Here is a 13879-nt window from a genome sequence, read left to right on the forward strand (position 1 = left end):
ATGGCAAACCTACCACCCACCGCAAAGCACGACACCCGCAAGCGCACGAAAGTGGCGCTGGGGCAGCTTTGCGAGCGCGAACCGAAATTCGCCGAGGCTTTTGCCGCCGTCGGCTACATTTCCGACCGCCGCCGCCCGGCCGATTTCGCCAGTTTGTGCCGCATCGTGATCGAGCAGCAGATTTCGGTGGCCGCCGCCGCCACCATCTGGGGCCGGCTGGAAGCCGCCGTACAGGGCCGGGCCGATGGCGTGTTCAGCCCCGAGCGCCTGCTGAAGCTGACCGAGGCGCGGCTGCGCGCCTGCGGCCTGAGCGGCCCGAAGGTGCGTTACGTGCGCAACATGGCGCAGGCGGCGAAAAGCGGCGCCATCGATTTCGATCTGCTGCCGAAACTGGAAGACCATGCCGCCATCGCGATGCTGACCGAGGTGAAGGGCATCGGGCGCTGGACGGCGGAAATCTTTTTGATGTTCGCGCTCGATCGCGAGGATATCTGGCCGGCGCATGACGTGGCGCTGCAGGAGGCCGCGAAGCGTTTATTCGGCCTGAAGGCGCGCCCGGATGTGAAGAAGATGGACAAGATGGCCGAGAAATGGCGGCCGCATCGCGGCGTCGCCGCGCGGCTGCTGTGGCGCTATTACGCGGTGACGGCGAAGCGCGTGACCACGGATATCGCTGCCGAAAAGGAGATTGCCGCATGAATGCTGCGATAGATGGCCCGCGTCTGGCGCCGGCCAGCGGCACGGCGCGCAAGCTGGTGGTGCTGATCCACGGCTATGGCGCCGATGGCAACGACCTGATCGAACTGGGCGGGCAATGGCGCAATCGGCTGCCCGATGCAGCTTTCGTGGCGCCGCACGCGCCGGGCCGCATTCCGGGCTTTCCGCCCGGCATGATGGGCGGACGGCAATGGTTTGCGCTCGATGCCTATGATCCAAACCTGCTGCGTCGCGACCCGCACCAGACGGCGGCAGTCTATGCCACGATGCAGCGCGCCGCCGAACAGGCCGCGCCGGCACTGGAGCAGTTCATCGCCGATGAACTGGCGCGCAACAAACTCGGCCCCGCCGATTTCGCGCTGGTCGGCTTCAGCCAGGGCACAATGATGGCGTTGCATGTCGGATTGCGACGCGACCCGGCGCCCGCCGGCATCCTGGGCTATTCCGGCGCGCTGCTGGGCAGCGCGGGGCTGGAGAAACAGATTCGCAGCCGGCCGCCGATCCTGCTGATCCATGGCGATGCCGACGAGGTTGTGCCGATCGAAGCGATGCACGCCGCCCTCCATGCGCTGAACGCTGCCGGAGCGCCGGCACGCTTTCATGTCAGCCGTGGCCTGGGCCATGGCATCGACGGGCAGGGATTGTCGCTCGGCGGCGCTTTCCTCGCCGAATGCTTTGCCCGCGCTAGATGATGAGGGCGGCTGTGGTGTGGATAACCCGGCAGTCTTACAAAATAAGGTAGTTGTCATGATGCGGTAACCCCGCATATGGTAAGGCATTACGGCGTTTCGGAACTGGGGAAGCAATGAACCCTGAGAGTTGCCCGGCGTTGGTTTTGAATGCGGATTACCAGCCGCTGTCCTATTTCCCGCTTTCGGTCTGGCCGTGGCAGGAAGTGGTCAAGGCGGTCTGTATGGACCGCGTCACGATTCTCTCCGAATACGACCAGGAAATTCATTCGCCCAGCATGCGCATGCGGCTGCCCAGCGTGGTGGCGCTCAAGCGTTATATCGCGCCGGCGCGGCGGCCGGCCTTCACGCGGTTCAACCTGTTCCTGCGCGACCGCTTCTCCTGCCAGTATTGCGGCAGCCGGCATGAACTCACCTTCGATCATGTCGTCCCCCGTTCGCGCGGTGGGCTTACGCGCTGGGATAATGTGGTGGCGGCCTGCGCGCCCTGCAATCTCACCAAGGGCGGCCGTATGCCGCACGATTGCCACATGCATCCGCGCATTCGCCCACATATGCCGACCGTGCAGGAGCTGCAGCGCAATGGGCGGGCTTTTCCGCCCAATTTTTTGCACGAAAGCTGGCGCGACTTCCTGTACTGGGACAGCGAACTGGAGCCGTAAGGCTTCTGATCAGACTCTTTCAGAGAGCCAGATGGCGCCGCGCGTGATCGCTTTCACCCCGCGCGACAGCAGGCCATAGCCCGGCGCCTCGGCGGCGCCCTCGGCACGCGCCGTGTCGCGGTGTTCGATTTCCTCGGCGCGGAATTTCTCGATGGTCGCGCGTAGCTCGGGCTCGGACTCGCCCAGTTTCTCGACCTGTCTGGCGTAATGCGCGTCGATCACTTCCTCGACCGCCTCGGTGCAGGCCATGGCGGCCTTTTCGCCCAGCAGCGCGGTGGCGGCGCCGAGCGCGAAGCCGCCGACATGCCACAGCGGTGTCAGCAGGGTGGGACGCACGCGGCGCTGCGGCAGCAGGCGGTCGAAGGCATCAAGATGCACCAGCTCCTGTTTCAGCATGTGGCGGATCGTTGGCGTCGACGGCGCGGTCTTCAGCACCGACAGCTGGCCTTCATAGATGCGTTTGGCGCCATACTCGCCGGCATGGTCGACGCGCAGGATGCGCTCCAGCAGCGCGCGCGGATCGGGATCGCCGGCCAGACGCCTTTTCTGCGGCGTGGGCTTCTGCATCACATGGCCTCCCGTGCGGCGCGACGGGTGGCGAGGACGGCGAAAATCGCCAGCACTGCCGCCCACAGCGCGTTCCAGCCGGCCATGGAGAGGCCAAGTACGCGGATCGCGGCCTCGTCACAGCGCACCACCGGCGCGGCCATGATCTGGGCGCGCAGGTCTTCCAGCGAGGTGGCGGTAGATGTGCCGCCGCAGCTGGTGAGGCCCTGCCACCATTTCCATTCCACACCGGCATGGAACACGCCGATGCCGCCGGTGATCGCGAAGCTCAAAGCCGCGAGCCCCAGCAGCTGCACGCGCCAGCGCGGCAGTACCAGTGCGCCGAGGCCAAAGATCAGCGCGGCGATATAGGGCCAGCGCTGCCAGTGACACATTTCACAGGGCGGCAGGCCGAAGCCGTATTGTGCGATCAGCACCAGCGCCAGCGTGCCGGCTGCCGCCAGGGCGACGAGCAGGCCGGAACGATTGGGCTTATACAGGCTGTGGATCATGGTTCAGAAAAGATAGCGCACGGCGATGAAGCCGCCAATCAGCGCGACGAGAAACACGATGCCAAGGACATTGAGTCGCTTCTCGATGAAGTCGCGGATCGGTTCGCCATAGGCGCGCAACAGGCCGGCGACCAGGAAAAAGCGCACGCCGCGGGTGGTTACCGAGGCGAGGATGAAGACGACAAGGCTGAAATGCGCCGCGCCGCTGGCGATGGTGACGATCTTGTAGGGGATCGGCGTCAGGCCCTTGATCAGGATGATCCAGACGCCCCATTCGGCGTAAGCCTCCTCGAAGGCCTGCCATTTCTCGGCATAGCCATAGAGGTCGATCACCCAGCGACCGAGTGTTTCAAGCAGGAAATAGCCGATGGCATAGCCGAAGAGGCCACCGATCACCGAGGCGGCGGTGCAGACGGCCGCGTAGTAATAGGCCCGGCTGCGGTCGGCCAGGCACATCGGAACCAGCATCACATCGGGCGGGATCGGAAAGACCGAGCTTTCCAGGAAGGACACCACGGCCAAAGCGCGGTCGGCGCGGGGCCGGGCGGCCTGACGCATGGTCCAGTCGTAAAGCGGGCGGAACACCGAGGCAGATCTCCGAAAGCCGGGAAGGCCGCAAGCTGTATGCCGGAGGCCGCAGGGCTTGTCCATGCGCCGCCCGGTCGCAGGGCATGACAAAGCAGTGTTTATCCGCCATTTCCTGAGAGACGCCGGGGCAGGGCTGGCCGTTGATTCAGCGCTGGTGTTGGGTAATATCCGCCCGCCGCAAACTCTCGGCGATACGGCCGGGCCCCAGTGGTGAAATTGGTAGACGCGACAGACTCAAAATCTGTTATCCGCAAGGGTGTGCTGGTTCAAGTCCGGCCTGGGGCACCACCATCGATGTAGCGACACGAAAAAAGCCGGAGTGCCCATTGGGCCTCCGGCTTTTCGCATTTAGCGTGATGTGGACGCTTAGTGCTTCTTCACGGCGTCACGCACCGCATCCTTGGCGCCACCCACTGCATTCTGGATTTTGCCTTCGGCCTTGTCGGCCTTGCCTTCGGCTTTCAACTTGGCGTCGCCCGTCAGGTGACCAGCGGCTTCCTTGATGCTGCCCTTGGCCTGCTTGGCAGTGCCTTCGATCCGATCCTTGTCCATTCCTGCTCTCCTTTGCGTTGTGCCCAGACTCAACACAGCTGAGGCACAATCGTTCCTCCCGGCACGGACGGAACAAAGCGATGTCACGGAGTGTTTCTGTAACAGCCAAGCGTAAGCAGAGGAGGCTGATGTGACCGATCATAAAACCCAGTTGGAAAAGGACGGAAAATCGCCGCGTCCCCAGGATGCGCACCTGCATGAACGCCGCGACGACCAGTCACGCCGCGCCAAGGCAGAGCAGGCCCAGAACAGCCGCAATGCCGGGCAGACCGGCAATATCCGGCAAAATACGCATAATCAGGGCTATCAGCAGGATCGGTAAAAAAGCATGCAGAAACCCTTGCAGCTGGTTTTTCGCGACATGAAGACATCGCTCGCGCTGGAAACCTTCATTCGTGACCGTGTGGCGCGGCTGGAACAGCATCATCAACGCATCATCGGATGCCGAGTGGTGGCCGCCATGCCGCATCGCAGTTCGGCCGGCGCGCGGTCGTCGCCCAAGGCGGAACTGGCGCTGACCGTGGAGGTGGAAATCGCCGGCCGCCCGCTGGTGGTCGTGAAAGACGCCGAGGCGCGACGGGAAGCCAAGGACGATCAGTTGGCTGTCGTCACTCATGTCTTCGAAGCGGTGGAACGCCGGTTGCGTGAGGCTTGGCGTGACCGCAACAAAGGATCGACCCGGCAGATCACCGAAGATGGCACGGTGACTGTCGGTTAGCTTAAATCGTCGCTGGCGCTGAGCGGTCTGGCCACGTCTTCCAGTGGCCGCCGCTCAGCCGCCACGCCCCAGATTGCCTGCACTATCCCTGCGAATACCATCAGCGCGGCACCGAACAGGTATCCCGCGAACACGCTGCTGCGCGAGCCGGTTTCGATCAGCGCGCCGAAGACGAATGGCGCCGCCACGCCGCCAATGCCGGTTCCGATCGCGTAAAACGCGGCGATGGCCAGGGCGCGGATCTCCAGCGGGAAAGTTTCGCTGACCGTCAGATAGGCCGAACTGGCCGCTGCGGACGCGAAGAAGAAGACCACCGTCCATGCCATGGTCTGTGTCTGGCTGGTTAGCAGGCCTTGGTGGAACAGCCAGCCGCTGATGACCAGTAATACTCCCGAGACAATGAACGTGCCGGCGATCATCGGCCGGCGGCCCACCGCATCGAACAGGCGGCCGAGCAGCAGCGGCCCGAGCACATTACCCAATGCAAATGGCAGGATGTACCAGCCGACACTGGCGGCCGGCACGGCGTAGAAGTCCGTCAGTACCAGGGCATATGTGAAGAAGATGGTATTGTAGAAGAAGGCCTGCGCCGCCATCAGTGTCAGGCCCACCAGGGAACGCCGGCGGTGCAGATGAAACAGCGTATGCGCCACCTCACGCAGGCTCACATGGGCGCGGCGGCGGATACGCAATGAGGTGGTCGGCGCATCAGCGTCGATCCGGCCCTGCTGTTCGATGTTGCGCACCACGGCTTCGGCTTCGGTGATGCGGCCATGCGTGATCAGCCAGCGCGGGCTTTCCGGAATCCAGATGCGCATGGCCAGGATGGGCAGAGCCAGCACCGCACCGATCAGGAAGCAGATACGCCAGCCCCAGTCGGCGCCAAAAGCGGCCGCATCCAGCAGTACGATTGAGCCTGCCGCACCCATCGCGGCACCGATCCAGAAGGTGCCGTTGATGGCAAGATCGCTCCAGCCGCGATAGCGCGCCGGGATCAGTTCCTGGATCGTCGAGTTGATCGCCGTGTATTCGCCGCCGATGCCGGCGCCGGTGAGGAAACGGAACAGCGCAAAGCTCCAGATATCCCAGCTAAGTGCGGTGCCGGCGGTGGCCAGCGCATAGACTGCCAGCGTGACGAAGAAGAGCAGGCGACGGCCCAGCCGATCGGTCAGCCAGCCGAACAGCAGCGCGCCCAGCACCGCACCGGCCAGATAGGCGCTGCTGGCCAGGCCGATTTCCAGATTGCTGAATTGCAGGCTGGGGCTTTCCTTCAGCGCACCGGCCACGGCACCGGCGAGCGTCACTTCCAGCCCGTCCAGAATCCAGGTGATGCCCAGCGCAACCACGACCAGACTGTGGAAGCGGCTCCAGCGCTGGCGGTCCAGGCGACAGGGGATGTCGGTATGGATTTCCGCGCCGAGTCCGGCGGCCTGACGGGTCATGCCGGCCTCGAAAAAACGCGGATTTGCGTGCACGATTCTGTCATCTTGCCATCCCGGCAGAAATCGTTATGCTTCATAACAATTATAGGCCAAGCAAAAATAAAGATATCCAACATGCGTCTCGACCCTGCCGACCGTCTCGCCCAGAACGCCACGGGGGCTAACCTCGGTCTTCCTGCCACGCTGTCGGTCAGCCTGGACGGCGACGTCGCCGTGCTGAAACTGCAGCGCGCGGCCAAACGTAACGCCCTGGACAACACGACGGTTCTCGGCCTGCAGGCGTTTTTCCTGAATCCACCGGCTGGGGTGAAGGTGGTGGTGCTGGATGGCGAGGGCGAGCATTTCTCGGCCGGCCTCGATCTCACTGACACCAAGGAACTGTCGTCCACCGACGGCGTGTTCCATTCGCGCATGTGGCATGAGAGCTTCCGCCATATCCAGTTCGGCAAGGTGCCGGTGATCTCGGTGCTGCATGGCGCGGTGATCGGCGGCGGGCTTGAACTGGCGGCGTCGACGCATGTGCGCGTCGCCGAAAGCTCCACCTTCTACGCCCTGCCCGAAGGCCAGCGCGGCATTTTCGTTGGCGGTGGCGGCTCGGTGCGCATCCCGAAGCTGATCGGCACGGCCCGCATGATGGACATGATGCTGACTGGCCGCGTCTACAATGCCGAAGAGGGCCATGCCCTCGGCCTGTCGCAGTATCTGGTCGGTCCGGGCGAGGGCATGACCAAGGCGATGGAACTGGCGAAAAAGATCGCCAGCAATGCGCCGATGACCAATTTTGCCGTCATGCATGCCCTGCCGCGCATCGCTGACAGCTCGCCCGAAGCCGGCTACATGATGGAAGCGATGATTTCGTCGATCACCCAGGCCGATTCAGAAGCGAAGTCGCGCATCCGCGACTTCCTCGAGAAGCGCGCGGGCAAGGTCGGCAAGTAACGACCCAATAGGGCAGTACTGGCGGCCTGATCGCGACAACGCGGCGGCCGAGCCCCAGCGAAAAGCGGGCTGAGGACTTGGGAGGAGTTGACGCGTATGAGTAGCCATCCGCATCGTCAGGTCAATTACGGCCGCGCCGATACCGAACTGACCCGGCTGCAGGACGGCACGATCCTGATGCGCTCGCCCGAGCCGCTGGATGCCTATCCCGAAAAACTGACGGAAAAGATCGACCACTGGGGCAAGGCCGCACCGGAACGCACTTTCATGGCACAACGCGATGCCAAGAGCGAGTGGCGCCGGCTCAGCTATGCCGATCTGCAGCGCCAGGTGCGCGCCATCGGTCAGGCCCTGCTGGACCGCAAATTGTCCGCCGAGCGCCCCATCGCGATCCTGTCCGACAACGATCTTGAACATGTGCTGCTGGCGCTGGCCGCGCAGTATGTCGGCGTGCCCTCTGCGGCGATCTCTCCGGCCTATTCACTTGTCTCAAGCGATCATGCCAAACTGAAGCATGTACTCGGCCTGCTGAATCCCGGCCTGGTCTTTGCCGCCGATGGGGCGCGCTATGCCACTGCTATCAATGCCGCCGTGCCAGTCGATACGGAAGTGGTGGTGACGGCCAATCCGCTGGCAGGTCGTGCCGCAACCGCATTTGATGCGCTGCTCAAGGTGGCGGTGACTGCCGACGTGGATCGCGCCCATGCGGCGATCACGCCCGATACGGTGGCGAAATTCCTGTTCACCTCGGGCTCTACCGGCATGCCCAAGGGCGTGATCAACACCCAGCGCATGCTGTGCAGCAACCAGCAGATGATCCTGCAGTCGCTGCCGGTGTTTGGCGAGGAGCCGCCGGTCTTCATCGACTGGCTGCCCTGGAACCACACCTTTGGCGGCAACCACAATATCGGGATTACGCTCTACAATGGCGGCTCGCTCTATATCGATGATGGCAAGCCGGTGCCGGCCTTGGTCGAACGCACGGTGCGGAACCTGCGCGAGATCGCGCCGACCGTATATTTCAATGTGCCCAAGGGCTTCGAGATGCTGGTGCCATACCTGCGCGAAGACAAAGCCCTGCGCGAGACCTTTTTCAGCAAGCTGAAGATGATCTTCTTCTCGGGCGCCGCCCTGCCGCAGCATGTCTGGACCGCGCTGGAAGAGCTGGCGGTCGAAACCATCGGCGTGCGCATCCCGATCGTCAGCGGGCTGGGTGCCACCGAGACCGCGCCCTTTGCACTCTGCGCCAATTGGCCGGTCGACCGTTCCGGCATCATCGGCTTGCCGGTGCCGGGTCAGGAACTGAAGCTGGTGCCGAATGGCGGCAAGCTGGAAGTGCGCGTGCGCGGGCCGAATATCACACCGGGCTACTGGCGCATGCCAGAGATCAGCGCCAAGTCGTTTGACGATGAGGGCTATTACAAAATGGGTGATGCTGCCCGCTTCATCGATCCGGACAGACCCGAGAAGGGCCTGATGTTCGATGGCCGCATCTCGGAGGATTTCAAACTGACCAGCGGCACCTGGGTCAGCGTTGGGCCGCTGCGGGCCAGGTTCATCGCGCATTTCGCGCCCTATGTGCGCGATGTGGTGATTGCCGGCCATGACCGCTCGGACCTCGCTGGCCTGGTCATTGTCGATCTCGACAATTGCCGCGCGCTCTGCCCGGATCTGGCGCCGGATGCCGGTATCGCGCAGATCGTGCACGACAGCCGCGTGCGTGCCCGATTTAAGGAACTGGTCGAAAGCTACAGCCAGCAGGCGACCGGCAGTTCGACCCGGATCGAGCGCATCGTGCTGCTGGACGAAATGCCCTCGCTGGATGTCGGCGAAGTGACCGACAAGGGTTCGATCAACCAGCGCGCCGTGCTGGATCATCGCGCGGCGCTGGTCGAAGACCTTTATGCCGCCACACCTTCCTCCCGAGTGATCACTGCAAAAGAAAGCATCGCCCATGTCGCGTAATTCCGGTCTGGCCCAGGACTACAAGGATATCTGGCTGCTCGATGGCGTTCGTACGCCGTTTGCCGATTACAACGGCGCGCTGGCCGATATTTCGCCGATCGATCTCGGCATCAAGGTGGCGAAGGATGTGCTGAAGAAAGCCGAAATGCCGGCGGAAGACATCGGCACCGTGATTGCCGGCAACATGGCGCAGGCGTCTTACGATGCCTATATGCTGCCGCGCCATGTCGGGCTCTATGCCGGCGTACCGCTGGAGGTGCCGGCGCATCTGGTGCAGCGCGTCTGCGGCACCGGCATCGAGGCGATCATGCAGGCGGCCGGCCAGATCCAGATGGGCCAGACCGATGCGGGCCTGGTGGTGGGCGCGGAATCGATGAGCCGCAATCCGGTGGCCTCCTACACGCATCGTAACGGTTTCCGCATGGGCCAGGTCGAGTTCAAGGATTTCCTGTGGGAAGCCCTGATCGATCCCGCGCCCGGCATCATGATGGGCGATACGGCCGAGAACCTGGCGCGCGAATACCAGATCACCCGCGACGAGGTGGATGCCTATGCCGCCGAAAGTTTCGACCGTGCGGTGAAGGCCAAGGCCGATGGCTATTTCGCCGGTGAACTGACCAGGGTGACCAGCGAAGAATTCAAGCTGGAGGGCTACAACAGTCGCGGCATCAAGATGAACCGCAAGGCGCCGGAACTGGCCGAGGATACGCATGTGCGGCCCTCGCCGATTGAGGCGCTGGCCAAGATCCGCGCAGCTTTTGGCGGCGTGCAGACCGGCGGCAATTCCTCCGGCGTCGTGGATGGTGCTGCCGCCGCCATCGTCGTGTCGGGTGAGTATCTGCGGTCGAAGGGCCGCACGGCGCTCGGCCGTGTGGTGGCTGGCGCCAGCGTCGGGGTGAAGCCGGAAGTGATGGGCATCGGCCCGGTGCCGGCGATCCAGGCGCTGTGCGCCAAGGCAGGCATCACGGTGGATCAGATCGACCGCTTCGAGATCAACGAGGCTTTCGGCGCCCAGGTCATGGCCTGTATGCGCGCGCTGAACATCCCGCGCGAGAAGCTGAACGTGAATGGCGGCGCGATTGCCATCGGACATCCGCTTGGGGCTACAGGTGTGCGTCTTTCAGTAACAGTTGCGCGCGAGCTGAAGCGGTCAGGTCTGCGCTATGGTGTGGCCTCGGCCTGCATCGGCGGTGGTCAGGGCATTGCCCTGCTGATCGAGAATCCGGACGCAAAAAAGCATTAAGCGAGCGCCGTCAGCTTCTCGAGCAGGCCGAGAAGCTGCTGCTTGTCGGCGCTGCCCAGCACGGTCTCGACGCGCTTTTCATGCTGCACCACAAGGTGGCGGTAGGCGTCCTTCAGGAAGCCTTCGCCTTTCGGGGTCAGGAACAGTGCATTGGAGCGGCGATCACCCGGCGCTGGGGCGCGGCGGGCCAGCTTGCGCTGTTCCAGCTCATCCAGCAGCGCGACGAAGTTGGCGCGGTTGATGCCGAGCGCCTCGCTGACGCGCGACTGCTTCAGGCCCGGATTGGCGGCGATGATCGCCAGCACCGAGAACTGCGCCGGCCGCAGGTCAAAATCCTTCATCACGATCAGGAAGTCCTGGAACACCGATAGCTGGGCGCGGCGCAGCCGGTAGCCGAGCAGGTTGTCGAGCAGACCAAGGCTGACCGGCTGGCGGTCGTCGGCGGTTGCGGTGTCGGTGGTTTCGGCCTTGCGGCGGGGTGCGGGCATGAATCCGGTTTAGACGGTCTGCGCCGCCCTGACAATCGACATGGCGAAATCCCGATAATCGTGCGGCAGAATTGTTATATTTTATAACAAATTCACCGGCCCGCTTGACCGGGCCGTTCTGGCAGGCACTATCAGGACAAATTAGTTGGGAGGCCAACCATTATGAAAACCCATATCCATCGCCTGCACGTCGAATGGGGCGATGCGGATCCGGCGCGCATCGTGTTCTACCCGCGCTATTTCGCCTGGTTCGACGCCGGCACCCGGCATCTGTGGGAAAGCGTCGGAATCGACATGCGCACGATCTTCGACCAGCACGGCGTAGTCGGCATCCCCATCGCCGAGGCGAATGCGAAATTCCTCAGCCCGTCGAAATTCGGCGACGTGATCGAAATACACAGCAGCATCCCGGAATGGGGCGAGAAGCATTTTCTCGTCACCCATAAGGTGTTCAATGCCGGCGTGCAGGCGGTGGAAGGTTATGAGCGCCGCGTCTGGGCGGCCGAGCGGCCGGACAAGCCGGGCCGGCTGAAAGCCCTGCCGGTGCCGGACGAGATCCGTAAGCTGTTCGAATGATCAGGCCAGCGCCATGCGGATGCCTTCGGCGGCATAGAGCAGCGGCGACAGATAGCGCTGCTGCATGTCCTCCGCCGTGATGCGGCTGGCATGGCCGCTGACATTCATCGCCGCCAGCACGCGGCCGGCCTGGTTGCGGATCGGCACGGCAATCGAGCGCAGGCCGATTTCCAGCTCCTGATCAACCATGGCATAGCCATCGCGCCGCGCTTCGCCGACCTTTTCGCGCAGCCTGGCTGGATCGACGACGGTATGCGGCGTCAGCGGCTTGAAGCTGCCGTCGCTGAAGAACTGGTCGAGTTCGCTGGGGCGTAAGTCAGCCAGCAGCACGCGGCCCATCGAGGTGCAGAAGGCGGGCAGGCGGGTGCCGATGCCGAGTGCCACCGACATGATGCGCTTGGTCGGCACACGCGCGACATAGACGATGTCGCTGCCTTCCAGCACAGAGATCGAGCAGGATTCGTTCACCTGTTCAGTGAGGCGTTCCATGAAGGGCTGCGCGCGTTCCCAGATATGCATCGAGGTCAGGAAGGCGAAGCCGAGTTCCAGCACGCGCGGAGTGAGGCGGAAGTATTTGCCGTCGCCGGTGACGTAGCCGAGCTCGCACAGCGTCAGCAGGTAGCGACGCGCGGCGGCGCGCGTCATGTCGGCGCGGCGCGCCACTTCGCTCAACGTCATTTCATCGTTGTCGCGATCGAAAGCGGTGATCACGCGCAGGCCGCGGGCGAGCGAGGTCGAAAAATCCCGGGCGTTGATGGTGGTGGTTGACAAGGGCGCGCGCCCTCCCTGTAATGTTTGTTTATGAAACTATTGTGCGTTATGCGCACAATAAGTCAAGGAAATGTCGGATTTCTTGACGCAGATCAGCGCAAGCCGGCCCGCCTCAGCCTATAGTGGCGGTACGAATACGGAGGAAACCAGCAATGTCAGATGTGATCGGCTATAAACGGCCGGCAGCCGGCACCCAGCCGAACTACCTGCACGCCCCCTATCAATCCTCGATCAAGCGCGCGCCGAACAAGCCCCTGATCAGGATGCCGCAGACGCTGACCGAGCTGACCGGGCCGGTTTATGGCCATGACCGCGTCGGCCCGCTCGACAATGACCTGACCAAGCAGCATGCCGGCGAACCGCTGGGCGAGCGCATGATCCTGTCGGGTCGCCTGCTGGATGAAAATGGCAGGCCGATACCGCATTCGCTGGTCGAAATCTGGCAGGCCAATGCCTGTGGCCGTTACCCGCATCCGGGCGACCAGCATGATGCGCCGCTGGATCCGAATTTCACCGGCTATGGCCGCACCGTCACCGATGCCGAAGGCCGCTACCGCTTCGTCACCATCAAGCCGGGCGCCTATCCGTGGCGCAACCATCACAATGCCTGGCGCCCGCAGCATATCCATTTCTCGCTGTTCGGGCCGAGCTTCATGACCCGTCTGGTGACGCAGATGTATTTCCCGGGCGATCCGCTGTTGCCGTTCGACCCGATCTTCAACTGCGTAACCGACCAGCGCGCCCGCGACAGCATGGTTTCGAAATTCGATTTCGAAACCACGATCCCGGAATTCGCGCTGGGCTATCACTGGGACATCGTGCTGCGCGGCCGCGATGCCACGCCGATGGAAAACAAGAAGTAAGACGGCCGGAGACTTTCAAGATGACACTTGTTCCCACTGCTTCCTCCACCGTCGGTCCCTATCTGCATATCGGCCTCACGCCGCTGCAGGTGCACGACATCGCCAAGGATGCCTCGAAGGGCGAAAAGATCGTGATCAGCGGTCGCGTCTTTGATGGCGAAGGCCAGCCGGTGCCCGATGCGCTGATCGAATTCTGGCAGGCCAATGCCGATGGCAAATACGCCACGCCGGAAGACAGCCAGGACAAGCCGCTGGACGGCAAGTTCACTGGCTTCGGCCGCATCCCGACCGACAAGGAAGGCCGCTACAGCTTCAGCACCGTGAAGCCTGGCGCTGTGCCGGGTCCGGGCAACACGCTGCAGGCGCCGCATATCCTGGTCTGCGTGTTCATGCGTGGCATGCTCAGGCACCTCTACACCCGGATCTACTTCTCCGACGAGACTGCCGCCAATGCCAATGACCCGGTGCTGGGTCTGGTCGAGGATGCCGGCCGCAAGCCGACCCTGATCGGCGAGCGGGCAGCGGGCAAGGCGGAGTATCGCTGGGATATCCGCATGCAGGGCGAAGGCGAAACCGTCTTTTTCGATTGCTGACCGGCTCTCGGCCCA

18 protein-coding genes and 1 tRNA gene are annotated in these 13879 nt (G+C 63.3%); 12 read left to right on the top strand and 7 right to left on the bottom strand.

The annotated features are described in order from the left end of the window. The 3 genes from FNB15_RS11910 to FNB15_RS11920 all read left to right on the top strand — a co-directional run bounded on the left by FNB15_RS11910 (window position 1) and on the right by FNB15_RS11920 (window position 2068). Window positions 1-699, top strand: a complete 699-nt coding sequence (locus FNB15_RS11910) for a DNA-3-methyladenine glycosylase family protein (protein ID WP_144068910.1) — start codon at window positions 1-3, stop codon at window positions 697-699. Further along, a complete protein-coding gene (locus FNB15_RS11915) occupies window positions 696-1409 on the top strand; it encodes an alpha/beta hydrolase (protein ID WP_144068911.1) in 714 nt (237 codons plus the stop codon). Before FNB15_RS11910 ends, FNB15_RS11915 begins: the two co-directional genes overlap by 4 nt. 113 nt (window positions 1410-1522) lie before the next feature. After that, on the top strand, window positions 1523-2068 hold the full coding sequence (locus FNB15_RS11920) for an HNH endonuclease (RefSeq protein ID WP_144068912.1): 546 nt from the start codon (window positions 1523-1525) through the stop codon (window positions 2066-2068). Window positions 2069-2077: 9 nt separating this feature from the next. Here the strand turns inward: FNB15_RS11920 and FNB15_RS11925 are convergent, their stop codons facing one another. From FNB15_RS11925 to FNB15_RS11935, 3 genes are read right to left on the bottom strand one after another with little or no spacing between them, the layout of a single operon-like run. Continuing rightward, window positions 2078-2635: a demethoxyubiquinone hydroxylase family protein gene (locus tag FNB15_RS11925; RefSeq protein ID WP_144068913.1), complete on the bottom strand. Its 558-nt coding sequence runs from the start codon at window positions 2633-2635 to the stop codon at window positions 2078-2080. Further along, the gene (locus FNB15_RS11930; RefSeq protein WP_144068914.1) at window positions 2635-3126 is read right to left on the bottom strand and encodes a disulfide bond formation protein B; all 492 of its coding nucleotides are present in this window, start codon (window positions 3124-3126) and stop codon (window positions 2635-2637) included. Before FNB15_RS11930 ends, FNB15_RS11925 begins: the two co-directional genes overlap by 1 nt. Window positions 3127-3129: 3 nt before the next feature. Further along, on the bottom strand, window positions 3130-3711 hold the full coding sequence (locus FNB15_RS11935) for a YqaA family protein (RefSeq protein ID WP_185973534.1): 582 nt from the start codon (window positions 3709-3711) through the stop codon (window positions 3130-3132). 204 nt (window positions 3712-3915) lie between these two features. On the opposite strand from FNB15_RS11935, the gene FNB15_RS11940 reads away from it, so the two are divergent. Then, a tRNA-Leu gene (locus FNB15_RS11940) sits at window positions 3916-4002 on the top strand. Window positions 4003-4080: 78 nt separating this feature from the next. Here the strand turns inward: FNB15_RS11940 and FNB15_RS11945 are convergent. After that, window positions 4081-4266, bottom strand: coding sequence for a CsbD family protein (locus FNB15_RS11945; RefSeq protein ID WP_144068915.1), 186 nt, complete (start codon window positions 4264-4266; stop codon window positions 4081-4083). 130 nt (window positions 4267-4396) lie between these two features. On the opposite strand from FNB15_RS11945, the gene FNB15_RS11950 reads away from it, so the two are divergent. Then, window positions 4397-4588, top strand: a complete 192-nt coding sequence (locus FNB15_RS11950; RefSeq protein WP_144068916.1) for a hypothetical protein — start codon at window positions 4397-4399, stop codon at window positions 4586-4588. Between the two features lie 6 nt (window positions 4589-4594). Next, on the top strand, window positions 4595-4984 hold the full coding sequence (locus FNB15_RS11955; RefSeq protein ID WP_144068917.1) for an HPF/RaiA family ribosome-associated protein: 390 nt from the start codon (window positions 4595-4597) through the stop codon (window positions 4982-4984). On the opposite strand, the gene FNB15_RS11960 is transcribed toward FNB15_RS11955, so the two are convergent. Further along, window positions 4981-6426, bottom strand: a complete 1446-nt coding sequence (locus tag FNB15_RS11960) for an MFS transporter (protein WP_144068918.1) — start codon at window positions 6424-6426, stop codon at window positions 4981-4983. The genes FNB15_RS11955 and FNB15_RS11960 overlap by 4 nt on opposite strands. Before the next feature lie 114 nt (window positions 6427-6540). Here FNB15_RS11960 and FNB15_RS11965 point away from each other — a divergent pair, with 114 nt between their 5' ends. The 3 genes from FNB15_RS11965 to FNB15_RS11975 all read left to right on the top strand — a co-directional run bounded on the left by FNB15_RS11965 (window position 6541) and on the right by FNB15_RS11975 (window position 10573). Next, window positions 6541-7365 carry a crotonase/enoyl-CoA hydratase family protein gene (locus tag FNB15_RS11965; protein ID WP_144068919.1) on the top strand — a complete coding sequence of 275 codons (825 nt, stop codon included), beginning with the start codon at window positions 6541-6543 and terminating at the stop codon, window positions 7363-7365. Window positions 7366-7461: 96 nt separating this feature from the next. Beyond that, entirely contained in the window at window positions 7462-9330 is a 1869-nt protein-coding gene (locus tag FNB15_RS11970) for a feruloyl-CoA synthase (RefSeq protein WP_144068920.1), read from the top strand. After that, complete coding sequence (locus tag FNB15_RS11975) at window positions 9320-10573, top strand: thiolase family protein (RefSeq protein WP_144068921.1); 1254 nt, start codon at window positions 9320-9322, stop codon at window positions 10571-10573. Before FNB15_RS11970 ends, FNB15_RS11975 begins: the two co-directional genes overlap by 11 nt. On the opposite strand, the gene FNB15_RS11980 is transcribed toward FNB15_RS11975, so the two are convergent. Further along, the gene (locus FNB15_RS11980) at window positions 10570-11061 is read right to left on the bottom strand and encodes a MarR family winged helix-turn-helix transcriptional regulator (RefSeq protein ID WP_144068922.1); all 492 of its coding nucleotides are present in this window, start codon (window positions 11059-11061) and stop codon (window positions 10570-10572) included. The genes FNB15_RS11975 and FNB15_RS11980 overlap by 4 nt on opposite strands. 162 nt (window positions 11062-11223) lie before the next feature. Between FNB15_RS11980 and FNB15_RS11985 the strand changes: the two genes are divergently transcribed. Further along, on the top strand, window positions 11224-11637 hold the full coding sequence (locus FNB15_RS11985) for an acyl-CoA thioesterase (RefSeq protein ID WP_144068923.1): 414 nt from the start codon (window positions 11224-11226) through the stop codon (window positions 11635-11637). Here the strand turns inward: FNB15_RS11985 and FNB15_RS11990 are convergent, their stop codons facing one another. After that, a complete protein-coding gene (locus FNB15_RS11990; protein ID WP_144068924.1) occupies window positions 11638-12408 on the bottom strand; it encodes an IclR family transcriptional regulator in 771 nt (256 codons plus the stop codon). Between the two features lie 152 nt (window positions 12409-12560). On the opposite strand from FNB15_RS11990, the gene pcaH reads away from it, so the two are divergent. Together pcaH and pcaG are read left to right on the top strand one after the other, a co-directional pair. Beyond that, window positions 12561-13271 (top strand): protocatechuate 3,4-dioxygenase subunit beta, encoded by a 711-nt coding sequence (gene pcaH, locus FNB15_RS11995; protein ID WP_144068925.1) that lies wholly within the window; start codon window positions 12561-12563, stop codon window positions 13269-13271. A 20-nt stretch (window positions 13272-13291) separates the two neighbouring features. Beyond that, complete coding sequence (pcaG, locus tag FNB15_RS12000) at window positions 13292-13864, top strand: protocatechuate 3,4-dioxygenase subunit alpha (RefSeq protein ID WP_144068926.1); 573 nt, start codon at window positions 13292-13294, stop codon at window positions 13862-13864. Window positions 13865-13879: the final 15 nt, after the last annotated feature.

It is taken from the genome of Ferrovibrio terrae, assembly GCF_007197755.1.
Taxonomy (GTDB): domain Bacteria; phylum Pseudomonadota; class Alphaproteobacteria; order Ferrovibrionales; family Ferrovibrionaceae; genus Ferrovibrio; species Ferrovibrio terrae.

Excerpts from the sequence above, each read along its gene's own strand:
- FNB15_RS11910 (WP_144068910.1), top strand. The coding sequence starts at position 1 with ATGGCAAACCTACCACCCACCGCAAAGCACGACACCCGCAAGCGCACG.
- FNB15_RS11915 (WP_144068911.1), top strand. The coding sequence starts at position 696 with ATGAATGCTGCGATAGATGGCCCGCGTCTGGCGCCGGCCAGCGGCACG.
- FNB15_RS11920 (WP_144068912.1), top strand. The coding sequence starts at position 1,523 with ATGAACCCTGAGAGTTGCCCGGCGTTGGTTTTGAATGCGGATTACCAG.
- FNB15_RS11925 (WP_144068913.1), bottom strand. The coding sequence starts at position 2,635 with ATGCAGAAGCCCACGCCGCAGAAAAGGCGTCTGGCCGGCGATCCCGAT.
- FNB15_RS11930 (WP_144068914.1), bottom strand. The coding sequence starts at position 3,126 with ATGATCCACAGCCTGTATAAGCCCAATCGTTCCGGCCTGCTCGTCGCC.
- FNB15_RS11945 (WP_144068915.1), bottom strand. The coding sequence starts at position 4,266 with ATGGACAAGGATCGGATCGAAGGCACTGCCAAGCAGGCCAAGGGCAGC.
- FNB15_RS11955 (WP_144068917.1), top strand. The coding sequence starts at position 4,595 with ATGCAGAAACCCTTGCAGCTGGTTTTTCGCGACATGAAGACATCGCTC.
- FNB15_RS11960 (WP_144068918.1), bottom strand. The coding sequence starts at position 6,426 with ATGACCCGTCAGGCCGCCGGACTCGGCGCGGAAATCCATACCGACATC.
- FNB15_RS11965 (WP_144068919.1), top strand. The coding sequence starts at position 6,541 with ATGCGTCTCGACCCTGCCGACCGTCTCGCCCAGAACGCCACGGGGGCT.
- FNB15_RS11970 (WP_144068920.1), top strand. The coding sequence starts at position 7,462 with ATGAGTAGCCATCCGCATCGTCAGGTCAATTACGGCCGCGCCGATACC.
- FNB15_RS11975 (WP_144068921.1), top strand. The coding sequence starts at position 9,320 with ATGTCGCGTAATTCCGGTCTGGCCCAGGACTACAAGGATATCTGGCTG.
- FNB15_RS11980 (WP_144068922.1), bottom strand. The coding sequence starts at position 11,061 with ATGCCCGCACCCCGCCGCAAGGCCGAAACCACCGACACCGCAACCGCC.
- FNB15_RS11985 (WP_144068923.1), top strand. The coding sequence starts at position 11,224 with ATGAAAACCCATATCCATCGCCTGCACGTCGAATGGGGCGATGCGGAT.
- pcaH (WP_144068925.1), top strand. The coding sequence starts at position 12,561 with ATGTCAGATGTGATCGGCTATAAACGGCCGGCAGCCGGCACCCAGCCG.
- pcaG (WP_144068926.1), top strand. The coding sequence starts at position 13,292 with ATGACACTTGTTCCCACTGCTTCCTCCACCGTCGGTCCCTATCTGCAT.